The 24,480-nt window shown below is 47.2% G+C and carries 20 protein-coding genes; 6 read left to right on the top strand and 14 right to left on the bottom strand.

Annotated elements, in window-relative coordinates; all coding sequences use genetic code 11:
• Positions 1 to 37: 37 nt before the first annotated feature.
• The 6 genes from B0681_RS00880 to B0681_RS00855 all read right to left on the bottom strand — a co-directional run bounded on the left by B0681_RS00880 (position 38) and on the right by B0681_RS00855 (position 5,654).
• Positions 38 to 1,564, bottom strand: a complete 1,527-nt coding sequence (locus B0681_RS00880; RefSeq protein ID WP_078316864.1) for an acetyl-CoA hydrolase/transferase family protein — start codon at positions 1,562 to 1,564, stop codon at positions 38 to 40.
• A gap of 317 nt (positions 1,565 to 1,881) precedes the next feature.
• A protein-coding gene (gene prfB / locus B0681_RS00875; protein WP_114144923.1) for a peptide chain release factor 2 occupies positions 1,882 to 2,977 on the bottom strand; the annotation gives its coding sequence in 2 pieces (ribosomal slippage) (positions 1,882 to 2,904 and positions 2,906 to 2,977; 1,095 coding nt in all).
• Positions 2,978 to 3,060: 83 nt separating this feature from the next.
• Positions 3,061 to 3,735, bottom strand: a complete 675-nt coding sequence (locus B0681_RS00870) for an HAD family hydrolase (protein WP_078316862.1) — start codon at positions 3,733 to 3,735, stop codon at positions 3,061 to 3,063.
• A gap of 202 nt (positions 3,736 to 3,937) precedes the next feature.
• The gene (locus tag B0681_RS00865; RefSeq protein ID WP_078316861.1) at positions 3,938 to 4,672 is read right to left on the bottom strand and encodes a YidB family protein; all 735 of its coding nucleotides are present in this window, start codon (positions 4,670 to 4,672) and stop codon (positions 3,938 to 3,940) included.
• Positions 4,673 to 4,822: 150 nt separating this feature from the next.
• Positions 4,823 to 5,266: a hypothetical protein gene (locus B0681_RS00860; protein WP_143821209.1), complete on the bottom strand. Its 444-nt coding sequence runs from the start codon at positions 5,264 to 5,266 to the stop codon at positions 4,823 to 4,825.
• 124 nt (positions 5,267 to 5,390) lie between these two features.
• A complete protein-coding gene (locus tag B0681_RS00855; protein WP_078316859.1) occupies positions 5,391 to 5,654 on the bottom strand; it encodes an FAD assembly factor SdhE in 264 nt (87 codons plus the stop codon).
• Positions 5,655 to 6,033: 379 nt separating this feature from the next.
• Between B0681_RS00855 and gltB the strand changes: the two genes are divergently transcribed.
• Both gltB and B0681_RS00840 read left to right on the top strand, forming a co-directional pair.
• Entirely contained in the window at positions 6,034 to 10,497 is a 4,464-nt protein-coding gene (gltB, locus tag B0681_RS00845; RefSeq protein WP_078316857.1) for a glutamate synthase large subunit, read from the top strand.
• 63 nt (positions 10,498 to 10,560) lie between these two features.
• Complete coding sequence (locus tag B0681_RS00840) at positions 10,561 to 11,982, top strand: FAD-dependent oxidoreductase (protein ID WP_078317203.1); 1,422 nt, start codon at positions 10,561 to 10,563, stop codon at positions 11,980 to 11,982.
• Between the two features lie 83 nt (positions 11,983 to 12,065).
• Here the strand turns inward: B0681_RS00840 and B0681_RS00835 are convergent, their stop codons facing one another.
• The 3 genes from B0681_RS00835 to B0681_RS00820 all read right to left on the bottom strand — a co-directional run bounded on the left by B0681_RS00835 (position 12,066) and on the right by B0681_RS00820 (position 14,164).
• Positions 12,066 to 12,407 (bottom strand): hypothetical protein, encoded by a 342-nt coding sequence (locus tag B0681_RS00835; protein WP_078316856.1) that lies wholly within the window; start codon positions 12,405 to 12,407, stop codon positions 12,066 to 12,068.
• A 123-nt stretch (positions 12,408 to 12,530) separates the two neighbouring features.
• Positions 12,531 to 12,866, bottom strand: a complete 336-nt coding sequence (locus tag B0681_RS00830; protein WP_078316855.1) for a hypothetical protein — start codon at positions 12,864 to 12,866, stop codon at positions 12,531 to 12,533.
• A 614-nt stretch (positions 12,867 to 13,480) separates the two neighbouring features.
• Positions 13,481 to 14,164, bottom strand: a complete 684-nt coding sequence (locus tag B0681_RS00820) for a LysE family transporter (RefSeq protein WP_078316853.1) — start codon at positions 14,162 to 14,164, stop codon at positions 13,481 to 13,483.
• Positions 14,165 to 14,262: 98 nt separating this feature from the next.
• Between B0681_RS00820 and B0681_RS00815 the strand changes: the two genes are divergently transcribed.
• Together B0681_RS00815 and B0681_RS00810 are read left to right on the top strand one after the other, a co-directional pair.
• Entirely contained in the window at positions 14,263 to 15,174 is a 912-nt protein-coding gene (locus B0681_RS00815; RefSeq protein WP_078316852.1) for a LysR family transcriptional regulator, read from the top strand.
• A gap of 109 nt (positions 15,175 to 15,283) precedes the next feature.
• The gene (locus tag B0681_RS00810) at positions 15,284 to 16,378 is read left to right on the top strand and encodes an FUSC family protein (RefSeq protein WP_078316851.1); all 1,095 of its coding nucleotides are present in this window, start codon (positions 15,284 to 15,286) and stop codon (positions 16,376 to 16,378) included.
• Between the two features lie 19 nt (positions 16,379 to 16,397).
• Here B0681_RS00810 and B0681_RS00805 read toward each other — a convergent pair whose 3' ends face one another.
• From B0681_RS00805 to B0681_RS00795, 3 genes are all read right to left on the bottom strand, one after another.
• Complete coding sequence (locus B0681_RS00805; RefSeq protein ID WP_228143816.1) at positions 16,398 to 17,471, bottom strand: type I glyceraldehyde-3-phosphate dehydrogenase; 1,074 nt, start codon at positions 17,469 to 17,471, stop codon at positions 16,398 to 16,400.
• Positions 17,449 to 19,332, bottom strand: coding sequence for a helix-turn-helix domain-containing protein (locus tag B0681_RS00800; RefSeq protein ID WP_265734159.1), 1,884 nt, complete (start codon positions 19,330 to 19,332; stop codon positions 17,449 to 17,451). The genes B0681_RS00805 and B0681_RS00800 overlap by 23 nt, the downstream gene beginning before the upstream one ends.
• 108 nt (positions 19,333 to 19,440) lie before the next feature.
• Positions 19,441 to 21,210: a glutamine--tRNA ligase/YqeY domain fusion protein gene (locus B0681_RS00795; protein ID WP_078317202.1), complete on the bottom strand. Its 1,770-nt coding sequence runs from the start codon at positions 21,208 to 21,210 to the stop codon at positions 19,441 to 19,443.
• A gap of 202 nt (positions 21,211 to 21,412) precedes the next feature.
• Here B0681_RS00795 and B0681_RS00790 point away from each other — a divergent pair, with 202 nt between their 5' ends.
• A complete protein-coding gene (locus B0681_RS00790) occupies positions 21,413 to 21,922 on the top strand; it encodes a peptidylprolyl isomerase (protein WP_078316848.1) in 510 nt (169 codons plus the stop codon).
• On the top strand, positions 21,922 to 22,716 hold the full coding sequence (locus B0681_RS00785) for a UDP-2,3-diacylglucosamine diphosphatase (RefSeq protein ID WP_078316847.1): 795 nt from the start codon (positions 21,922 to 21,924) through the stop codon (positions 22,714 to 22,716). Before B0681_RS00790 ends, B0681_RS00785 begins: the two co-directional genes overlap by 1 nt.
• A gap of 46 nt (positions 22,717 to 22,762) precedes the next feature.
• On the opposite strand, the gene B0681_RS00780 is transcribed toward B0681_RS00785, so the two are convergent.
• On the bottom strand, positions 22,763 to 23,575 hold the full coding sequence (locus B0681_RS00780) for a transporter substrate-binding domain-containing protein (RefSeq protein WP_078316846.1): 813 nt from the start codon (positions 23,573 to 23,575) through the stop codon (positions 22,763 to 22,765).
• 143 nt (positions 23,576 to 23,718) lie between these two features.
• Positions 23,719 to 24,306 carry an oligoribonuclease gene (gene orn, locus B0681_RS00775; RefSeq protein ID WP_078317201.1) on the bottom strand — a complete coding sequence of 196 codons (588 nt, stop codon included), beginning with the start codon at positions 24,304 to 24,306 and terminating at the stop codon, positions 23,719 to 23,721.
• Positions 24,307 to 24,480: the final 174 nt, after the last annotated feature.

Here is a 24,480-nt window from a genome sequence, read left to right as displayed (position 1 = left end):
CGATTGAGCGGCTTGACAAATCATCATAAAACTATCATTACTTGATACGCATATCACCAGTTTCAACGAAGCGTTGATGCCATGATAGCGCTTCTAGCAAGATGTGCGGCGTGTGGATGCCACCTGCTTTCTCACTCACTGCCAACGCGCGATCATAGTAGTCACGCAGCATATCACGATAGTCAGGATGTGAGCAATTCTCGATGATCAGTTTGGCACGCTGTTTTGGTGACTTGCCACGCAGATCAGCCATACCTTGTTCGGTAACGATGAACATCACATCATGCTCAGTGTGGTCATGGTGGCTAACCATCGGTACGATTGATGAGATGGCACCGCCCTTGGCAGTTGATGGGCTGACATAGAACGAGAAGAAGCCGTTACGAGTAAAGTCGCCCGAACCACCGATACCGTTCATCATCTTAGTGCCCATGACATGTGTTGAGTTTACATTACCATAGATGTCTGCTTCGATCATCGCATTCATGCCGATAATGCCTAGACGACGGATGATTTCTGGGTTGTTGCTGATTTCCATTGGGCGTAGGATTAGCTTGTCGCGTAGGAACTCAATATTGTCATTGAAGCGTTGTAGTGCATCAGGGCTGAATGACAATGCAGTCGCCGAAGCGTGCTTCATCTTACCTGCCAAGATCAAATCTAGCATACCATCTTGTAGTACTTCGGTGTAGCCAGTCAAATCTTCAAATGGCGCATCCAATAGACCTGCCATAACAGCGTTTGCTACGTTGCCCACACCTGATTGTAGTGGTAGTAGGCTCTTTGGTAGGCGACCTGCTTTGACTTCATGATCAAGGAAGTCAATGATTTGTGCTGCGATACGAATTGACACATCATCAGGATCAGCGAATTTTGAGTTACGGTCGCCGCCATTTGTCAAGACAATTGCAACAATCTTATCAGCAGCACATTCGATGTATGGTGTACCGATACGGTCAAATGCGCCAACCAACGGGATTGGCTTACGGTGTGGTGGCAAGCCCACTTCGCCATAAACATCATGCATACCTTCTAGGCCGGCATTTTGGGCAGCGTTCACTTCGACGATGACATGCTTAGCGCATTTGATGGCTTCGACACCATGGCCGATACCCATTGCAGGGATGATATGACCTTCTTCGGTGATGCCTGATGCTTCGATGATCGCGATGTCAAACTCGCCGTAAAAGCCTTGACGCATCTGCTGCTCGACATGCGATAGGTGCATATCTTGATAAGCGGTACGGCCTGCGTTGATGTTGTTGCGAAGCGTTGGATCTGATTGGAATGGTGAGCGGAAATGTACCGCATTGGCTTCAGCCAGTACGCCATCACACTCAGGAGCGGTAGATGCACCAGTGACCATACCGATGCTGAATGCTTCACCGCGCTCATGTGCAGCTTTGGCTTTATTGGCGATGGCGGTTGGTAGTGCCTTTGGATAGCCTGCACCGGTAAAGCCTGTGATGGCTAGGTTCATGCCATTTTTGACAAATTCGGCAGCTTGCTCGGCACTCATCACCTTGTCACGCAAGCTAGCGTTACGAATACGATCTAGAGACATAATAGTTTCCTCTTAAGTTATGTTATTCCAACAATGCGGTAAAAACGCAAATGAATTTACACTTGTAAATTAATATGATTTTACCATTACATGCCAGTGAAATAAATACCCAAAATGCTAAATTGTGGGAAATAAGCTGCAAAATTCTGGCATGCACCTTATGATCTGTTAAAACGGTTTATTATTACAAAATGGGTTGATCAATAGCCATCAGATCAAAGATAAATAAACTGGGTGATTTTTTTTACTAAAAATCAATAAAAAAATCACCCACCATTCGATGAGTGATTTTCGCTTTTGACAGCTGATTTAACCAATCACAGCCCTGCTTTTAGGCTTGCTTCGATAAATTTATCCAAATCGCCATCCAGTACCGCACCTGTATTGGAGGTCTCAACGCCTGTACGCAAATCCTTGATACGAGAGTCATCCAGTACATACGAGCGGATTTGGCTACCCCAACCGATGTCAGATTTGCTGTCTTCGAGCGCTTGCTGTTTTTCCATGCGTTTTTGCATTTCTAGCTCATACAGCTTGGCGCGTAGCATCTTCATTGCGGTGTCTTTGTTGGCGTGCTGTGAGCGCTCATTTTGACACGCAACGACCACACCTGTCGGTTGGTGGGTGATACGGACTGCCGAATCTGTGGTGTTAACGTGCTGACCACCGGCACCGCTCGAGCGATAGGTATCGATGCGTAGGTCGGCAGGGTTGATATCAATCTCGACATTATCATCAATCTCAGGCGATACAAACACGGCAGCAAATGAGGTATGGCGACCGTTATTGCTATCAAACGGTGACTTACGCACCAAACGATGCACACCAATCTCAGTACGCAGCCAACCAAAAGCATAGTCGCCTTTAACATGAATCGATGCCGACTTGATGCCCGCCACACCACCTTCTGACACCTCAAGGACATCCGCCTTGAAGCCATGACTCTCACACCAACGCAGATACATACGCAGTAGCATCTGCGACCAGTCTTGTGCTTCGGTGCCACCCGAGCCTGCTTGGATATCTAGGTAGCAGTTATTGGCATCCATCTCGCCACTGAACATCCGCTTAAATTCAAGATCCTCAACCTTAGCACGTGCCGCATCCAGCTCAGCTTGCACATCAGCAAGCAGGCTCTCATCATCTGCCTCGACAGCCAGCTCCAGCATCGCTGCAGCATCGTCTAGACTAGCATCCAGCCCCTCGATCACACCGATGATGCCATCAAGCACTGATTTTTCTTTGCTGATTTTGGTGGCAATGTCAGGATTGTTCCAAAGCTCTGGGTTTTCGAGTTCTAGATTGACTTCTTCTAGGCGTTCTTTTTTGCCTTCGAAGTCAAAGATACCCCCGAAGTTCTTGGCCACGATTGGCAAGGTCTTTGATTTGTTCTTGGTAGATGGCGATTTCCATGATGGCTCCAAATGTATAAAATAAATCAACCGCTTATTATAGCAATATTTAAGTTATTTTTCTATGACCAGCATCACACATCGCTACAGTGACCAATCTTCAATTCGCCAGCCGTTTTTTTCGGCCTCAGCACGTAAAATCGCATCAGGTGTGATGCAGACTGCTTCATCAACATAGTTTAGTAATGGTAAATCATTCTTGGAATCTGAATAAGCAATCAGCTTATCAAACTGCACACCCTTATCTTGATATGCCTTGATCAAATTGGTCAAATGATAAATCTTACCTTCTTTAAAATTGGGACGGTCAGCGACTTTGCCAGTGTAGTGATTATCAATGATTTCAAGCTTTGTTGACAAAGTATGATCCGCATCAACACCAAACAGTCCTGCAATCGGCACCACCACAAAATCATTGGTCGCACTGATGACCACGACGACATCGCCAGCATCTTTGTGCTGATTGATTTGCGCTATGCCTTTGGTGCGCATATTTGGTCGTATCCAAGTATTTAGATACTCTTCACGATAAGCGTGTAAATCCGCCATCGTCTGCGTGTGCAAAAACGCCGCCACAAACTCATTATACTCCACCGCATCGAGCGTACCTGCGATATAATCTTGATAAAATTTGTCATTGGCGTCCGCATAGACTTGTGGATCGACAAGGCCTTTATTGACAATAAACTGCCCCCAACTGTGATCGCTGTCGACATTGAGCAGTGTCATATCTAGGTCAAACAAAGCAAGATTTGGCATCAGTTATCCTTATTATGAAAATGAACTTTTGTGAAATGTTTAGCTGCCATTATCGCCAATCTTATCACCGCTTGCAAGTTTTCGATGTGATTTGATGATGATTTATCTTGGGTTTTATTGATAGTATAAAAAAGCAGCCGATCATCATCGACTGCTTTTGCTTATCAAAACGCTTAAAGCTTGCTTTTGCTTATCAAAACGCTTAAAGCTTATTGGCATTCATCTGCGCAAGAATCTGTGCGATCTCATCATTTGCCTCTTGCTCGGTACTTAGATCGCCTTGTGGTGTCAAGTCATTGACCACTTTTGGTAGTAGCTCTGCGATGCCTTGACAGACTTCCGATTCGCTAGCACCTGTTTGGGCACACGCTGCTTGGATTTCTTGGTCGCCAAACAGGCGCTGAATGTCGCCTGCATCGATGCCATCATTATTGGCGTCGATATTCACCCATGATTGCGCTTTGTTGCCCATGCCATTGTTGCTGAATTTACCAAGTACACCTGACAGGCCGCCATTTTTTTGGATATAAGCCAGCACAACAGGTAATAGCGCCAATAGCAGTGTGCTTTTATTGAAGCCGCCTGACTGCTGCGGCAAACCGCCACGAGCCATACCACCTTGACCAAGTACGCTGCCCAGCACACTGCCCAAATCGCCAGCGCTGGTATTTTGACGAGAATTGCCAAGCAAACCGCCCAACACCGATTCTAGGCCTGATGACTGACGGCCGCCCATTTGTGAGCCAAGCACACTGCCAAGCAAACCGCCCAAACCAGCTTGATTAGCCGATGATGGCTGCTGAGACTGACCCATCGAATTGGCTAGACCACCAAGCAATCCGCCAAGTCCGCTTTGGTTGGCATTGGGCTGCTGTGTTGGTTGAGTTTGGATGGCGTTTTTTAGGACTTGTCCGACGATATTTTGAAGTAAGCTCATGATTTTTCCTTAAATTGACTGTGATGAATGATAAGGTGATGGCGGTTTTGATGGATAACCAATGACCGCCAAGAATCACTATATTGATGTCATCTTAACAAAATCATGACTTTAGTTTTGTAATGATTTGTGCAAGTTTTGAACGCATTGTTACACGCCAATCCCTCGCCTTAACCGCGCCAACGCCATCAACTGCGAAAAATCCCGCGCCGTCAACTGATCTTGGAATATCACGACACGCAGTCGCTGCTTTTTTGGCAAAATCACATAAAAATCGAGTATCACAGCCTGAGTAACACCCAAGGCCACCGCATCAATGTCATGAAGATAAGCTTGATGGATGATGGCTTGATCCACAGGTTTTTTAGGGGTAGGCGAGCCTAACTGATGCCTCACCGACAGCGCTGACAGCTGCGTATCCATCTTCGCCAACAGCCAAACGCCATCAATGTCATCGGTACTGAGGTGATGCACACGATGCTTTTGTTGCCAATGTATGTGCATCAATAGCACAGATCCAAGCAAGGCCAGCACAAGCCATTGCCAGATCGATAAGCCCACGGTAGCACACAGTAATAACACCACAACACTCACAGCGCAGCTAAATAAGATCAAGGATTTGCTGGTTGTAATTTTGATGTCTAATTTTAAGATGTTTTTAGTATATTTACTCAATATCTTAATCTGTCTGATGCGTAGTTAGGCGGATTGATGGCTGTCAGAGTTTGGCAAAGCGCAGCGCTTTCATCTTGGCGATCAGTGCAGCAACGCCTTCTTCTTTTGGCGTCTGTTGACCCAAAAAAAACAGCAACAAATCTGGATCTTCATAAGTCAATAAAGCCTCAAACGCCGCCTGCTCATCACTATCGGCAGCCAAATAATGCTCTTTGACATAAGGATCCAGATAATAATCGAGTTCTTTTAGGCCGCGGCGTGCTTGATAAATGATGCGTCTTTGGGCATCGGTTGGGCTAATACTCATGTCTTACTCCTAATAAATCAATAAACAGTCAATGTCTGTAGTATAGCAAATTTTGCCACAAAAATACCAAAAGCCATCATTTATCATGCTGATAACTGATAGTTTTTTCACGATTATTTTTAAATCTTGATCTATTTATCATAAAAATCAATATAGGTATAAAAAAATCAAATATAATCTAGATTTTTGATCAAAAAAAGTATAACATAGCCAGGGTCGGATATTCGCCTTGATGAATTTGCAAGATTTTGCCTTGTGAACAGCTAAATAAATCCCGACGCCATTGACCGATACGGCACATAATAATGACTGTACAAGCCCATCGATCGCACTAGCCATTTCCCCAAGCTTTGCTTGGCAATTTATAAAAGGATAAGCCATGTCAATGATCAGTACTACCAGCCATTTGGCGACCCCGCATGATTTTTCGGATAACTGTGGTTTTGGTTTGATTGCCCATGTCGAGGGTATGCCAAGCCACGATCTCGTCAAAACTGCCATTCATTCTCTTAGCTGCATGACACACCGTGGTGGTGTCGCTGCCGATGGTCGTACTGGTGACGGCTGCGGTCTTTTGATTGCCAAGCCTGAAGCATTTTTTCAAGCAGTAGCCAAAGAAGCAGGGTTTAAACTGTCTGAAAATTTTGCCGTCGGTACGGTATTTGTCAATCTTGATAAAGACAAAGCTGAACGCAGTATGCAGCTATTTGATGAGTACATCACCGCCGAAGGGCTGGAAGTCGCAGGTTGGCGTGATGTGCCGGTCAATCTAGATATCGTCGGTGATATCGCTCGTGAAAGCCTGCCTGATTTTAAGCAAATCTTTGTCAATGCACCCAATGATCTGCCGCCTGAAGTCTTTAACCGCAAGCTGTTCGTCGCTCGCAAAAAAACCGAAAATGCACTGACAGATGATGAGCTGTTTTATGTCACAGCGCTCAACTGCCAAACTGTGATTTATAAAGGCCTTGTGATGCCTGCTGATTTGCCAAACTTCTTCTTGGACTTACAAGATGAACGCTTGGCATCGCACATCGTCGTCTTCCATCAACGCTTCTCAACCAATACCTTGCCAAAATGGCCACTGGCTCAGCCATTCCGCTATTTGGCACACAATGGTGAATTGAACACCATCACAGGTAACCGCAACTGGTCTGTGGCTCGCACACCGAAGCTTAAGACCGACAAACTGCCTAGCCTACAATCTTTGGCACCGCTTGTGAACACCACAGGTTCTGACTCATCAAGCCTAGACAATATGCTTGAAGTGCTGATGAATGGTGGCATGAGCCTATTTCATGCGATGAGCATCCTTGTACCACCCGCTTGGCAAAATGTCGATAACATGGACATGGATTTGCGTGCATTTTATGAATTTTATTCACAGCACATGGAAGCGTGGGATGGCCCAGCAGGCCTAGTCATCCAAGATGGTCGCTATGCAGTGTGTATGCTTGATCGCAACGGCCTACGCCCATCTCGCTGGGTGACCACCAAAAATGGCTACATCACAGTCGCATCAGAAGTCGGTACATGGGATTATGCCCCCGAGGATGTCACTGGCAAAGGTCGTATCGGCCCAGGTCAGATGCTCGTGATCGACACCCACAGTGGTCAAATCATGGACACCAAGACCATCTCGACCATCCTAAAAAAAGCGCACCCCTACCGCAAATGGCTGCGTGAAAATGCCATGCGTATCCGTGATGTCGAAGCCATCGAAAAAGCCCAAATCAACGATGCCAAAGATGCCGACACACTCGCCACCTTACAAAAAATGTTCCACATCACCAGTGAAGAGCGCGGTGAGATCATCCGCCCTGCTGCCGAAAATGCCCAAGAAGCGGTCGGCTCAATGGGTGATGATACGCCAATGGCAGTGCTATCTCGTCAGATTCGCCATGTGGCAGACTTTTTCCGTCAGCAGTTCGCTCAGGTCACCAACCCGCCAATCGATCCGCTGCGTGAATCGATCGTGATGAGCCTGCAGACTTGCTTGGGTGCTGAGACCAATGTCTTTAAGCCATCGCCAAAAGATGCTCACCGCATCGTGCTATCATCACCGATTCTCTCAGCCAGTAAGATGGCACAGCTTGAAGCCACTCAAGATCCTGCGTTTTTGAGCCATCGCATTGATCTGAACTACGATGAAACGCTGGATTTAAAAACCGCCATCGAAAACATCTGTGATGAAGTCAAAACCGCCATCGAAAAAGGCTACACACTGATTATCCTATCGGATAAAGCCATCAAAAAAGGTAAAGTCCCTGCCAATGCTGTGCTGGTCACAGGTGCGGTGCATCATTATCTGATCAAAGAAGGCCTGCGCGCTGATGCCAACTTAATCATCGAAACTGGTCTTGTGCGTGATCCACACCACGCAGCGGTACTGATTGGCTTTGGTGCAACCTGTATTTATCCATATCTGGCCTATGATGTGATTGATCATTTGGTAGCCACTGGCGAAATCCAAATCGATGCATCGACTGCACGAGCCAATTTCCGTAAGAGTCTAGATAAGGGTCTATTAAAAATCCTATCAAAAATGGGTATCTCAACCATCGTCTCTTATCGTGGTGCTCAGCTGTTTGAAGCGGTCGGCTTATCCGAAGAGATTGTGGATTTGTGCTTTGTCGGTGTGTCAAGCCGTATCAAGGGTGCAACTTTTGATGATCTTGCCAAAGACCAAGCCATCCTTGCCAAAAATGCCTTTAACCGTCGCACACCGATTGACAAAGGCGGCTTGATTAAGTTTGTCTTTGACAAAGAGTATCACGCATTCAACCCTGATGTCGTGCGCGCACTACACGCTGCAGTGCGTTCAGGTGATTATAGCGAATACCAAAAATACGCCGACATCGTCAATAACCGCCCTGTCGCCACCATCCGTGACCTACTTGCACTGAAGACCGATGGTGAGATTAGCCTAGATGAAGTCGAAGGCATTGAGCATATCTTGCCACGCTTTGACTCAGCAGGGATGTCACTGGGTGCATTATCGCCAGAAGCACATGAATCGATTGCCATGGCGATGAATACCATCGGTGGTCGCTCAAACTCAGGCGAAGGCGGTGAAGATCCTGCTCGCTACGGCACGCTTAAGAACTCAAAAATCAAGCAAATCGCTTCAGGTCGCTTTGGTGTCACGCCTGCTTATCTGCGCAGTGCCGAAGTCCTACAGATCAAAATCGCCCAAGGTGCAAAACCTGGTGAAGGTGGTCAGCTACCAGGTGGCAAGGTCAATGGGCTGATTGCTCGCCTACGCTACTCAGTACCAGGGGTGACACTGATTTCACCACCGCCACATCATGACATCTATTCGATCGAAGATTTGGCACAGTTAATTTTTGACTTAAAACAAGTCAATCCAAACGCCCTAGTCTCAGTCAAGCTCGTCTCTCGTCCTGGTGTAGGTACGATTGCCACGGGTGTTGCCAAGGCTTATGCCGATCTCATCACTATCTCAGGCTATGATGGCGGTACCGCAGCATCACCGCTATCATCAATCCACTACGCAGGCTCACCTTGGGAGCTAGGACTTGCCGAGGCGCATCAGTCACTGCGTGTCAATGGTCTGCGTGATAAAGTGCGTATCCAAACAGACGGCGGTCTAAAAACTGGCCTAGATGTGGTCAAGGCTGCCATCTTGGGTGCTGAAAGCTTCGGCTTTGGTACAGCGCCGATGCTGGCTGTCGGCTGTAAATACCTACGCATCTGCCACCTAAACAACTGCCCAACCGGTGTCGCCACTCAGCGTATCGATTTGCGTGAAGAGCATTATATCGGTGAAGTGGATATGCTGATTAACTTCTTTAAATTCGTGGCGATGGAGACGCGTCATTGGATGGCGAAACTGGGTGTGCGTACCCTTGAAGAGCTGGTTGGTCGCACAGACTTACTTGACATTCTAGAAGGCGAAACCAGTAAGCAAAACCATCTGGATTTGACACCGCTACTATACAGCCATCCGCGTGCCGAAGGTGCACCGCATACTTGCCAAGTAGCGAACAATGAGCCATTTGACAAAGGTGTACTGGCTGAGCGTATGGTCAGCGATATGAATATCAATATCAAAAAAGGCTACGGTGGCGAATACAGCTATCGCATCAGCAACTGCGACCGTTCTATCGGTGCTCGTATCTCAGGTGAGATTGCTGCCACTTGGGGCAATACTGGCATGAGCGACAAGCCAATCAAGCTGCACTTGACAGGTACAGCAGGTCAGTCACTGGGCGTATGGAACGCAGGCGGTCTGCATATCGAGCTAGAAGGTGATGCTAATGACTATGTCGGCAAAGGCATGGCGGGCGGCGAAATCGTCATCTACCCACCACGCACCGCCCACATCAAGACCAGCGAATCTGCCATCATCGGCAACACCTGTCTATATGGTGCAACCGGTGGTGCACTGTATGCAGCGGGTACTGCAGGCGAGCGTTTTGCGGTGCGTAACTCAGGCAGTCATGCTGTCGTCGAAGGCACAGGCGATCACTGCTGTGAATACATGACTGGCGGTGTCGTGACTGTACTTGGTCCAACAGGTCTAAACTTCGGTGCTGGTATGACAGGTGGCTTTGCCTATGTGCTTGATACTCAAGGTGATTTCTTTGACCGCTGTAACCATGAGCTCATCGATTTGCACCGCATTTCAAGCGAACAAACCGAAGAACATCGCATCTATCTGCGTAAAATCATCGAAACGCACGTCGAAAAAACGGGCAGCGTCTGGGGTCAGACCATCCTAAGCGACTTTGAACATTATGTTCGTAAGTTCTACTTGGTAAAACCAAAAGCGGCAAATATCGCCACTTTGGTCAAATCTACGATGGCAGACCCACAATAACCCACTTTTTCAGATAGTTGGCGCAGGCAGGCATCCCCACCTGCGCCCCATAGGAGAATAATGATGACAGCTCGTTTACATAATGATTTTCAGTTTTTGGACACACCACGCACCGATCCAAGCAAAAAATCGATCGAAACTCGCAAAACGCAGTTTATCGAAATCTACAAGCCATTTGACCAAAAATCCGCCACCGAACAGGCACATCGCTGCCTAGAATGTGGCAACCCATACTGTGAATGGAAATGCCCTGTGCATAACTACATTCCAAACTGGCTCAAGCTTGCCACCGAAGGCTTGATCGAACAAGCTGCTGAGCTTAGCCACATGACCAACACCTTGCCTGAAGTCTGTGGCCGTGTCTGCCCCCAAGACCGCCTATGCGAAGGTGCTTGTACTCTCAATGACGGCTATGGTGCGGTGACCATCGGTAATATCGAAAAATACATCAACGACACCGCCTTTGAGCGCGGCTGGCGTCCTGATATGAGTAATGTCGTCTGGACGGATAAGCGTGTGGCGGTCATCGGTGCAGGCCCAGCAGGTCTTGGCTGTGCTGATATCTTGGTGCGAAATGGCGTACGCCCTGTGGTCTTTGATAAGCGTCCTGAAATCGGCGGTCTGCTCACTTTCGGCATTCCTGAATTTAAGATGGAAAAAGAGGTGATGGTGCGTCGCCGTGAAATCTTCACCGACATGGGCATCGAGTTTCGCCTAAATACCGAAATCGGCAAAGACATCAGCATCGATGAGCTACTAGAGCAATATGATGCGGTATTTATGGGTATGGGGACTTATACCTATATGCGTGGTGGCTTTGCTGGTGAAGACCTTGATGGCGTGTATGATGCACTGGATTTCTTGATTGGTAATGTCAATCACTGTCACGGCTGGCAAAGCGATGCCGAGCCATTTGTCGATATGCAAGGTAAACACGTCGTCGTACTCGGCGGTGGTGATACCGCCATGGACTGCAACCGCACAAGCATCCGCCAACAAGCCGCATCCGTCACCTGTGCCTATCGTCGTGACGAAGACAGTATGCCAGGCTCAAAGCGTGAAGTGACCAATGCTCGTGAAGAAGGCGTGAATTTCCTATTCAACCGCCAACCTGTCGAAATCGTCGGCAAAGACGGTAAAGTCACTGGCGTCAAAGTCGTCACCACAACACTGGGCGAGCCTGATGCCAATGGTCGCCGTAGTGCGGTGATTGTCGAAGGTTCAGAAGAGATTCTACCTGCTGATGCCGTGGTGCTTGCCTTTGGTTTTCGCCCAAGCCCTGCCGAGTGGTTTACTGACCAAGGCATCGAGATGCACAAAGATGGCCGTGTCATCGCCCCCGAAAAACAGCCTTACAAGTTCCAAACCACCAACCCAAAAATCTTCGCCGGTGGTGATATGGTGCGCGGCTCAGATCTCGTCGTGACTGCGATTTGGGAAGGTCGTGAAGCCGCCAAAGGCATCTTGGATTATCTGGAAGTCTAAGAAATCAGGCATAAACCAAAATAAGCATATCGATAAATATCGGTATGCTTATTTGTTTGCATATCCAAAATGGATAAATCAAATCATCGAATTAATCCAAACACCCACCCCATGACAAGACCAATCAACATCAGCCACCACAGATACTTTGCCCATCGGTTCATCTTGGTGAGCGTAACATCACCCCATTGATGCGCATATCGACCAAGCACGGCATCCACCACCCTACCTGCCAACCATACCACAAGCCCCACTGCCAAAAACTGCCCCCAAGTCATCCACGCGCCCTGTCGGTCAAATCCATAGTGCTGTGCAATCATCTGATTTCCATAGATAAACAAGAGCAGACAGATACCGTTAGGCAAGGCATAAATCCATCGATATTGGGTAAAAAATTGCTTTCGACGCTCTTTGGTGAGTTTCATTGTTATCTCCCTGAATATTTTTCTTGATATTTTAAAATCATAATTAAGTGCATCAAGCACACACCGTGCACCATTGATTAATTATCTTTTTTGATAGGACACGGTATGCACCTACTGGACTAATCATATCAGCCAACAAACACCCACCCCATGACCAACCATCATCAGCCACCACAGATATTTTGCCCATCGGTTCATCTTGGTGAGTGTAACTCCGCCCCACTGATGCTCATATCGACTAAGCATGGCATCCACGACACGATTCGACAGGAATACCACTAGAGCCACCCCCAAAAGCTGCCCCCACACCATCCATGTACTCAGTGAGTCGAGCTCATAGCGCAATCTTATCCGCCACTGCCCATAGAAATACAACATCAGACAAAGACCGCTAGGTAGTGCATACAACCATTTATATTGAGTAAAAAATTGCTTTCGACGCTCTTTGGTGAGTTTCATTGTTATCTCCCTGAATATTTTTCTTGATATTTTATATCAAATAATAATAATTATCAATATCTTTGCGAATTGAGAATGCTTTTAAATCTAAGACATGCTATGCGAAGACTGCACACCGTGCACTGTTGATAGACGGGTTTTTGATGGTGTGTGGTATGTGCCCTGTTGGGCTTTTAATCCAATCCAAACAACCTTTTTAATTCAGCAAAAAAAGGTTTGAGCTCGGAAAAAAGAAATTGAACTACCTTAAATAAAACAAATATAAACACTATACTGAAAAGGTAATACATGAAATTTGGCACCTGAGCCAAACCATAATACTCAATATTTAACATAGCCATAAGCCAAACCCACATAGCAAAAGCCAGCATGAACATTTTAACATGTCGTTTCTGATTATTTATTGGCATTCGCTCACCCCTTTTCTACATACCAAAATGCCGTACCTGCTCAAAAATGTACCAGTACAAAATCGCCATCCATAGCAGTTGGTCTGGATTTCCCAAAGCTTTTGGGTGGCATTGTTGTGATTATAATACAAATCCAAACTTTTGTTCAGATAAATTCAATAATATCAGCCAATATTTTGACATTGCCATGTATTTAGTAAGTCATCACGCCATCGCAAGTCTTGCTGCAAATCCCAGGAAGATCAGCCCTGCACCTGCTTGACCTAGACGATTGAGCCAAGCAAACTGATTTAGCTTTTGACCAATCAAGCCTGAACATTTGGTTAAAATCAGTAAAAACATCAAGCTGCAACATTGAAAAATCATACCCAACGCCAACAAACTGATCATTGGGCTGGTCGTCTCTGTCGCCACAAACTGAATCATCACCGCAGGGAAAAACACCAAGCCTTTGGGGTTTAATAGTGCGATGAGCAGCGCTTTTTTAAACAGCGTGATTGGGCGTGCTGATGCGTGTGCCTGTATCGCTTTAGCTGCATCAGCGGCTGGGTTTGGTGTGGGATTGATGTTTGTATGCTGAGACTTTGGCTTACGACGCTTTAGCAGATTCATCAAAAGACGAGCGCCCAAATAAGTCAAATACACTGCCCCTGCCATCTTGATCGCACCGAATAAAAATGGATAACGGCTAAGTAGCGCCCCTGCACCCAATGCCGATGCCACAATCAGCGTACCATTGCCCAAAAAAGTCCCCATGATGGCAAATCTTGCCTTGGCAAAACCATGTGCCAACGCCGTGCCAAAACAAAACATCGAATTTGGCCCTGGCAAAGCAATCAGCACCAACACCGTCAATACATAAGCCATCAAATCCGTGATACCAAACATCGTCACTCCCCATCCAAATAAATAAGATGCAGGTAGTGTACAAGCTTTATTTTTATAGGTAAAATATATTTAAAAGCTATCATCCATAGGCAAAAACTATGTTTAATTTTCGGCTCATTCGCCACCTATACCTATTCACCATCGTCGCCCAAGAAGGCAGCATCGGTCGTGCCGCCGAGCGACTGGGTATGTCGCAGCCGCCATTGACTGAGCATATCAAGACGCTTGAGAGCAATCTGGGCACTGTGCTATTTCACCGATCCAAATCAGGCGTACAGCTGACCAGTACAGGCCAGCGGATATTGCCCAAAGCACAGCTGTTCGTGCAGCAGATGATGACGCTACAACAAGAAATCGATGATGTGCTAAAAGGCGTCAATCACACCATCCGTGTCGGTGCGATTACCCAGTCGATGACACAGATGCTACCACGACTCATGGATGAATTTGGCAAACGCTATCCTGACACCAAAATCATCGTCCAAGAGATCAATAGTGCAGGGGCAACCGCCCTACTTGCTGATGGTCATATCGATGTGGCACTGGTGCGCGCACCGCTTGATGACCATCAAGCTGTCGGGATTCGTAGCATCCCCATCAAAAATGACACACTGTGTGCCGTCCTACCAAAATCCCATCCGCTCGCCAAGGCAGATACGCTCAAGCTATCGACACTGGCACAAGAAAGCTTTGTGATGCATAAGCGTTCGGTCAGTCCAAAATCCTTTGATGAAGTCATCGGTGCGTGTAAATCCGTCGGCTTTGAGCCAAAAATCTATGCCGAAACCACATCAGCCGTCGCCCAAATCGCCATGGTCAGCTGTAGTGAGCTTGTGGCACTCGTGCCTGAAAGCTTGGCACATTTTGCTGGTGATAGTGGCTTTATCCCCCTGACTGATGATGATGGCAAGCCAATTATCATCACCGCCATCGTGCTACTGTCACGACAGGATGATGCTGCTGTACAGGCATTTTGTCAGATGGTGCTTGATGGCAGGCAAGGTGATTGAGTTGGCACACCAAAAAAAGCGCGTGGTCTGATAATGATCGTGCAGTTATTTGATTGACTGGCCAAGTGATTGTGCTAAACTGTGTCGGTTTTTGTATTAGTAGGTTATTATGCCCCATCATCGCCCCAAACACCCCATCATGCCACACATCGATCAGCAGCTAAGTCAACTGATCCAATTTAATCGCCCTGCGCGTGCTTGGCACATGCCTGTGATGGCAGGCATCGCTGCCAGTCTGCCGATCTTTTTGGCGGCGTCGATCGGCCGATGGCAGGATGGACTGATCGCCTCACTGGGAGCGATGGTGTTTTTGAATTTGCCATATCAAGGTTCGTTTTTATTTCGTATGGTGCAGCTATTGGCTTGCAGTTTTGGCTTTGTGGCGTGTTTTTCTTTGGGATTCATCGCCCAAGTCGTACCTGTAATGACTTTGCCATTGTTGGGCTTTATTGGTTTTTGGGTGGCTATATTTGGGCGCTATTTTCGCTTAGCGCCGCCTGCGGGTGTGTTTATGATCATCAGTGCAGCTTTGGGCATGTTTTTGCCTTCACAGGTGCATCAGATGCCATATTTCATAGGTGTGTTAAGTCTTGGCTGCTTAGTATCTGGAATGATCGCTTGTGTTTATACTCTGGTGCTGATGTACCAACAGCGCGACCATAGCAGCGCGCCATCTTTTGGTTATGCAGATGATATGATCGTCAATAGCAGTATTGTGGCTGTAGCCATCGTGCTTTCGGTGGCCATTGCGTTGATGCTGGATCTGCCACGGCCATACTGGGCTGCAGCAAGCTGCTTTGTGATCATCACTGGCATTAGTTTTCAAAGCATCTGGATTAAGCAGCTACAGCGACTGATCGGCACAGCCTTAGGCATGCTCGTCGCCTGGTGGATATTAAGCTTAAATCTCAGCGCTTGGGGTGTGGGGCTGGCGGTGATGGCTCTGGTGATGATCATTGAGACTTTGGTGGTGCGCAATTATGCCTTGGCGATCGTGTTTGTTACCCCGATGACCTTATTGATCGCCGAAAATGGGCAAATCCTAGAGACTGATCACATGCAGATCATTTTGGCGCGCTTTTGGGATACGCTGATTGGCTGCTTGGTTGGGCTGGTGGGCGGTTTTTTGATTCACAGCCCTCGTCTGCGCCCGAAGCTTAGCGCCATCGATCACAGCATCCGCCGTCGATTACACATCTTATGATCAGCTAGCTTACAGCCGCTTAACCCTTGACTGCCAATTTATGACACATATCCAGCAGCCGATTGGCGTATCCCCATTCGTTATCATACCACGCATAAATCTTAATCAGCTCGCCTGCTGCCATCAGCTGCTGGCCATCAATGATCAATGAATGATCATTACCAATAAAATCACTGGACACCAATGGCTCATCCGTATAATCCATGATGCCTGACAGCTGATGTTGGCTGGCGTCGATCAATGCGCTGCGGATCTCATCAAGGGATTTTGGAGTGCAAAATTGAATCGTCATATCGATGGCTGCCACATTGATGGTCGGTACTCGAATCGAATGGCCATTGATTTTACCGCGCATCGATGGCAGTACGCGTTCGGTGGCGTTGATGCTGCTTGAGGTCGTTGGGATGATGTTATGCCCACTGGCACGCGCCCGACGATAATCACGATGCGCCTGATCCAGTACGCTTTGATCTGCGGTCACAGCATGTATCTCAGTCATCATTACGCTATCGATCCCAAAATCTCGATCCAGCACAGATAATAACGGCACCAAAGCCTGAGTCGTACACGACACGCCTGATATGATCGGCAGATCGCGCGTCAGCTCATCATCATTCACACCGATGACGATGCTGGCATCCACCTCATCAAAAGGCGCAGCGCCGATGATCACCTGATGCGCACCTGCCTCACGATGGCGCATGGCATCAGCATACGAGCGAAACTGACCCGTGCATTCTAGCACCACATCAATATCCAGCGCACGCCAAGGCAGATCATTGGGCGATGGATGATTTAGTAGTAATATATCAAAGGCAGTCTCATTGATTTTGACATGCAATGCCGTGTGCTGATCGTCCTTTTTTAGGCTGACGGCGATGCCATCACACAACCGATCAAACCGCCCATGCGTGCTGTCGTATTTTAATAAATGCAGCAGCATATTAGGATCAGCGATGTCATTGATGGCAACGATTTCGATGGCATCAAACAGCTGTCTGTGACCAAGATAAGCGCGCAGCACATTGCGCCCAATCCGCCCAAAACCATTGATGGCCAGTCGTAAAGGTTTAGTTGGAGTGGCTGTCGGCATCGGATGTCTCATTTGAGTTTTTGGTGTATTGGTCGGTATCAATGAATCCCAGCGCCAAGCGAATTTCGCTAAAGCTGTATTTTTCGCGCAGTTCATCACGGATGGCGGTAAGCTTGATGCCGTCTTGTAATTCGCCTTGGGCATCCAGCGTTTCGATGGCCTGACGAACTTCCTGTAAGACCGCATCCTCTGGGCGATATACCTTGACCGCATCCTCCCCCAAAGTCTTGGCAATGTCAGCGACATGCCCCATGATGGTGGACAGCGCAAGACTGCGTGCAGTCGCGATCTCATCCAAGGACTTATCTTGCTTGATCAGCTCATAGGTCTCATTGACGGTTTGGGTCAGGCCATTGGCGGCGATACGCCCTGCTTTAGCTTTGGTGTCAGACTTTTGTTTTTGGGTCAAGGCGTATTGTTTTTTGGCATCGAGGTATTTTTGATTGATGGCGATTTGTTCAGGATCGCTGATGCCGCCACACGCATCGATGAATGCCTTATGTATCACAGCCAGCATCTCATCATCAAGCTGAGAAAACTGCTCAGCATGCTCATCAGATAAAGCCAAGAGTCGCTGATCAATGCGCTGCACCCACTCATCAAGCAGCAGACTTTTGATATTAAAACCCAATAGCTTTAGGCCATCCAAAGTACGCAGACGCGACAGCGCCACATAGCCCTGACCCATCTCAAAGGTCTTGGACAAATCGATCTCAGCCGCATCCAATGTCATGCCTTGAGATTTATGCACTGTGATCGCCCAAGCCAAGCACAAAGGCACTTGGCCAAAGCTTGCCAACACCGTGCCATCTTTATCCTCAACAGTCCACTCTTCAGGCTCAGCCACCAGCTCACCGCCAGTATTGAGCCGCACCAGTGGATAAGCAAGCTCAGGGATGGCAGCTTGGGCATCTTTGTAGGTTTTGCCTGATGTACCAACAAAACCGATCACCTCGCCCATCGTGCCATTAAACACCCCTAACAGTGGTAAATTCTTGACAAACATGACTTTTGCGCCGATGGCCAAAGTCAGCTCAGTGGGTGCACGCACGCTTTTTGACAATGATTCTTGCAGCGGCTTATCGCCCATCAATGAGGCTTGGTAGGTAATCGGAATGCCGCCGAGCGCTTGCAGCTGCTTTTGGTTGATGGCATCCACATCTAAATTATGCGTATATAAACGCGTGCGATTAAGATCAATCGTATGATCTTGGGTGGCTGTCAAAATATCGATGGCTGCCTGAGTTACTGTCTGGCTGCGTATTTGATTTAAAATGTCGTTCAAAGACAAGCCAAAGCGTGCTTTTTCGTCGCCACCCGTTTGGCGATGCTGCTCGGTCAAATAGCAAATCTGAAAGCGGCACTCAAGCCACGCTTGTGACATAAAGGCATATTTTTCTTTGGCGGTTTCGCCTTTTTCGCCGATCGGTGGCAGCTGAAAAAAGTCGCCCGAAAAAATCACCTGCACCCCACCAAAAGGCAGTTCGCTTTTACGAAAATGCTTCATCACCGCATTGATGGTATCTACCTGCTTGGCATGCAGCATCGATATTTCATCAATGATCAGCACTTTGGTATTTTTGATGCGATCAAGGTATTCGTCGCGCATCGCCAGCTTTTGCAGATTGACTTTATCAATGCTGTTTTGGATACCGATCCCAGACCATGCATGGATGGTCGTGCCATTCATGTGCGTCGAGGCGATGCCTGTGCTGGCAGTCACCGCCACCGCGATGTTTCGGGCGCGCAGATAATCGATGTACTGATTAAGCACATAGGTTTTGCCGGCACCTGCTTGACCTGTCAAAAACACATTTTGACCAGTTTTTAAAATCGCTAAAGCGGTGGCTTGTTCCATTATGGTCACTTGATTAATTTATAATTAAAAATATTTAGAGCAATAAGCCCCAAATCCATCAATAATAGCCACTTAGGCAGACTGGATCAATCCGCCTAAGGCATCAGCACATCACTCGGGCTTAAAGCTGTCTTTTAGCCCAACGATTTGGTTAAATACTGGCAAATCAGCATGATGCTCGATGGCATCAGCGATAAAGTAACTCTCACGCTCAAACTGGAAACGCTCGCCTGCCGCAGCTTTTGCCAAATCAGGCTCAACCACCGCTTGACAGATGGTGAGTGAATTTGGGTTCAGATGCTGCTTGATCCACAGCGTATCGGCATCGGTATCAGCATCGATGATTTCTTTTTCGTGTAAGCTGACATCGCTGATCTCATCATCTTCGAGCAGTAGATGCTCATACAGACGCACCACCGCATCGACACCATGACTGGCTGATACCCAGTGGATGACGCCTTTGACCTTGCGGCCTTCTGGGTTGTTGCCTAGCGTATTTTCATCAATGGTAGCAATCAGCTCAACCACTTGCCCTGCATCATCCACCTTGTGCTCATTGACCTTTAGGACATAGCTATTACGCAGGCGGATTTCAGGATTTTCTGGCGATAGACGCTTGTAGCCTGCTGGTGGCACGACTTCAAAGTCGGTTTGGTCGATATAGATGGTCTTGGTAAATGGAATACGGCGTTCGCCCACTTCCAAGGATGGATGCTTTGGCTGGGTAAGCCATAGTACTTCACCATCAAAGTCAGCCACAGTTTTTGGGTTTTTGAGTTCGTCAAATTTTGCCACCGCTTCATCAAAGTTGGTGATGGTCACCTTCAAGGGACGCAATACCGCCATGCCACGAGCGGTCGTGTCTTCGAGCGATTTACGCACGCTAAACTCAAGCATACGATGATCCACCACGCCATCAGATTTGGTGATGCCCACACGCTCACAAAAATCACGCAAGCCCTCAGGCGTATAGCCACGGCGACGCATACCAGCCACGGTCGGCATACGCGGATCATCCCAACCTGACACCACGCCCATATCCACCAGACGCTTCAGCTTACGCTTACTGGTCAAGGTATGATCGATGTTTAGACGGCTAAATTCGTACTGATTCGGTGGATTATCAAAGCCCACTTTCTCAATCACCCAATCATAAAATGGGCGATGATCTTCAAACTCTAGCGTACACAGCGAGTGCGTAATGCCCTCAAGCGCATCAGACAAAGGATGGGCAAAGTCATACATCGGATAGATGCACCAATCATCACCTGTCTGATGGTGATGAGCATGCATCACTCGATAGATGACAGGGTCACGCATATTCATGTTCGGGTGTGCCATATCAATCTTGGCACGCAGTACCGCACCGCCATCAGGATATTTGCCGTTTTTCATGTCATCAAAACGAGCCAAATTCACTTCCACACTCTCTTCACGCTGCGGTGATGGCTTGCCCACTTCGGTGAATGAGCCACGATTGGCGCGGATTTCATCGATGCTTTGTAGATCGACATAAGCATCACCTTGCTTGATGAGTTGTACCGCCCAAGCGTGCAGCTGGTCAAAGTAGCTCGATGCATAACGCACATCGCCCGCCCAGTCAAAGCCAAGCCATTTGACATCTTCTTTGATGCCATCGACATAGTCTTGTTTTTCGGCGGTTGGGTTGGTGTCGTCAAAGCGTAAGTTGCACGCACCATCAAACTCGCCTGCCACACCGAAGTTTAGGCAAATCGACTTGACATGGCCGATGTGCAAATAGCCATTTGGCTCAGGTGGAAAACGGGTCAAAATGCTCTCATGCTTGCCTGACTGCAGGTCATCACGGATGATGATACGGATAAAATCGTTTTTTTCGGGTAGCTCGTTAGCAGTGGTCATATCTTTGTCCAAATTATTATCAATCAATACAAAATAAACCTTGATACTTTAGCATAATTGGCATGATTTTTCATCTGTTTAATCAGCAATTTCTTGGCGGATTTATCCTTGAAATCCTTTGAAATCGATAAAATCATCCCCATATTTCTCCAACAACTGTGCTATAATAGCCAAAATTTCACTCACTTGATTAGGATTTATTATGGATATGCCCATTGTAGAATTTGACACCACTTATGGTAACATCGTCATCGAGCTAAACGCCGAAAAAGCACCTGTAACAGTCGCCAACTTTATCGACTATGTCGAGTCTGGTCATTATGACGGCTTGATTTTTCACCGTGTGATTGATGGCTTTATGATCCAAGGCGGTGGCATGGATAGCGAAATGAACGAAAAACGCACCGGCACACCAATCAAAAACGAAGCGGACAACGGCCTAAAAAACACTACAGGCACCATCGCCATGGCTCGCACTTCTGATCCACATTCGGCGACAGCACAGTTTTTCATCAATGTGCGTGACAACGATTTTCTAAACTACTCAAGCCCAACGCCACAAGGCTGGGGCTATGCAGTATTCGGTCAAGTTATCGAAGGTATGGATGTTGTGAACCAAATCAAAGGTGTGCCAACTGGTCGCTTTGGCTATCACGCTGATGTACCGACAACACCAATCGTCATCAACAGTGCCAAAGTCGTTAAGAAATAATGCACTCGACTGAGTATTTTTTTACCAAACAGCCGTCTGAGATTCAGGCGGTTTTTGTTAGCGATTTGCACTTGTCAGCACATACACCTCACCTATGCCGTGCATTCATTCGGCTGATTGATGATTTGTGCGTCTTACCCAATCTTGGTAGCCTATATATTTTGGGTGATTGGCTAGATGCGTGGATTGGTGATGATGTGTATTTAAGCTTGGATAAACAAAATCAAGCCAATCACTGGCTGACACCCATTCTTATCAGCCTAAAAAAACTGGCAGATAAACAGGTGCAAATCCTAGTCATGCACGGCAATCGTGATTTTGCCCTGTCCAATAAACTCACCAAACTCTTTGGCGGTGCAATCATCGCAGAGCCTTATTATCTCACGACATCCACGCATCGCATCCGCCTAGAGCATGGCGATGCCCTTTGCACAGATGATGTCAAATACCAGCAATATCGCGCCATCATCCGCCATCCTGTGGTGCGATGGCTGCTGCTGGCTACGCCATTATCTTTTCGCTCAAAGCTTGGTAAAGATATTAAAGATAAATCACACAATGATAAACGCCAAAAGCCTGCTACCATCATGGATGTCAATCATGATGCAGTTCAAAAGGCATTAACAGACTGTGATATATTACTACATGGTCATACCCACCGCCCTGCTGTGCATCTATTGGATAACAAAACTCGGCTAGTGCTTGGTGACTGGCGCTATGATGACAGACAGGTGACGGCAGAAATCGGGCTGCTCATTGGGGATGAAGTTGCATTGGCGAATTTTAGTGTATAAAAAAACACTGCCAATCAGCAGTGTTTTTTTGAGCGTATCGCTTTGATTATTGCTTGGGTAGCCATTTGTTGATGACTTTATCCAAATTGCCCGACAGCTTTTCTAGGTGGAAAAACTGATCCACATAAGCCTTGAAGCGAAAATCATTATTAGGAATCAACCAGCCATTTTCGGCAGGTTTGAGCGGCTTATCAGGATTCACGCCACATAGCACGCCTTTGTGCTCATGCGTCTTGACGATGGCTTCAGCCGCTTCGGTGACAAATACATCCGCACGACCTTCAGCCACTTCATCAAAAATCGTGAGATTTTCAGGATGCATCGTAAGCTTTGCCTTGGTCAAGACAGTGCGAGCAAAGTTCTCATTACTGCCGCCAGGATTGGCTACGATGCGCACCGTTGGCTGATTGATCTGATCAATGGTTTGGTATTTTGAGACATCTTCACAGCGTACAAGTGGCGTCTTGCCATTGGTAAAATATGGTACGCTAAACAAGGCTTGCTGCTGTCGTGGCAAAGTAATCGAAATACCACCGACAGCCAAATCACACTTGCCCGCCGTAAAGTCACTCATCAAATTCGACCAGCTTGTCTTGACCATCACCACTTGAGCACCCATACTTTGGGCAAGCAGCTCAACCAAATCATTGTCCACGCCCTCAAACTTACCCTGATGATCAAAGCTGAACGGCTTATAATCCCCTGGTGAACAGACTCTTAACTGTTTGGTGGCCATTACCTGCGCCAAAGTATCAGGATTGGCGCGAGTAACAGTCGTTGTCACTCCGTTGGCATTTGCTATGACAGGTTGGGCTGATAAGGCGACCGCCAATGCCGTGAACAGGCTGCGTTTTAGCATATCGATTACTCCATGTTTATAAGATCAGTCTTATCCTAACTGATTTTTTGCTATTTTTATAATAAATTAAATTTTTAACAAAGATAACTTTTTTATCATTGTAAAAAAAGCAGGCAAACAGCCCGCTTTATCATTGATAACGATCAATCAAGCAACTTAAAAAAATGCTCGCGATAATGGCGCAGTTCACGAATCGAATCACGAATATCATCCAGTGCCAGATGCGTGCCGCCTTTTTGGTAGCCACTCGCCACATCAGGACGCCAGCGATAGCACAGCTCTTTGATGCTTGAGACATCAAGGTTACGATAGTGGAAATATCGCTCAAGCGCTGGCATTTGGCGAGCCAAAAAGCGACGATCTTGGCAAATGGAGTTACCACACATCGGTGAGATGCCTGCATCCACCCATTTTGATAAAAATTCAATCGTCTGTGCTTCAGCATCTGCCAAAGTCACCTTACTGCGACGCACACGGTCAATCAACCCTGACTGTCCGTGCTGGTTTTTATTCCAGTCATCCATGCCGTTCAACACCACATCACTCACTTTGATGGCGAGCACCGGCCCTTCAGCCAAAATATTCAAATCATCATCGGTGACGATGGTCGCAATCTCAATAATCTCATCATTTTGAGTATCAAGCCCTGTCATCTCAAGGTCAATCCAAATCAAGGCTTTTTTGGCTTTGGCAGAAGGTTTTGGGTGATTGATTTTAATTTTGTCAGTCATATGATTTCCTTTGGTCAATCCATGCATTGTATCACAGCCAAGCACAATCACCAATACAAATCCATCAGCTACCCCAAAGTCGTATGCAACGCCCCAACCCATGCGGCAAGCAAGCCAATTATTACCAAAAAGCAACGCTTGGCGGTCGTTTTATGGCAAAAATTTTGTTATAAT

This window comes from Moraxella porci DSM 25326, from assembly GCF_002014855.1.
In the GTDB taxonomy this organism is placed as follows: Bacteria; Pseudomonadota; Gammaproteobacteria; order Pseudomonadales; family Moraxellaceae; genus Moraxella; species Moraxella porci.
This window is presented reverse-complemented; position numbering and strand designations above follow the sequence as displayed.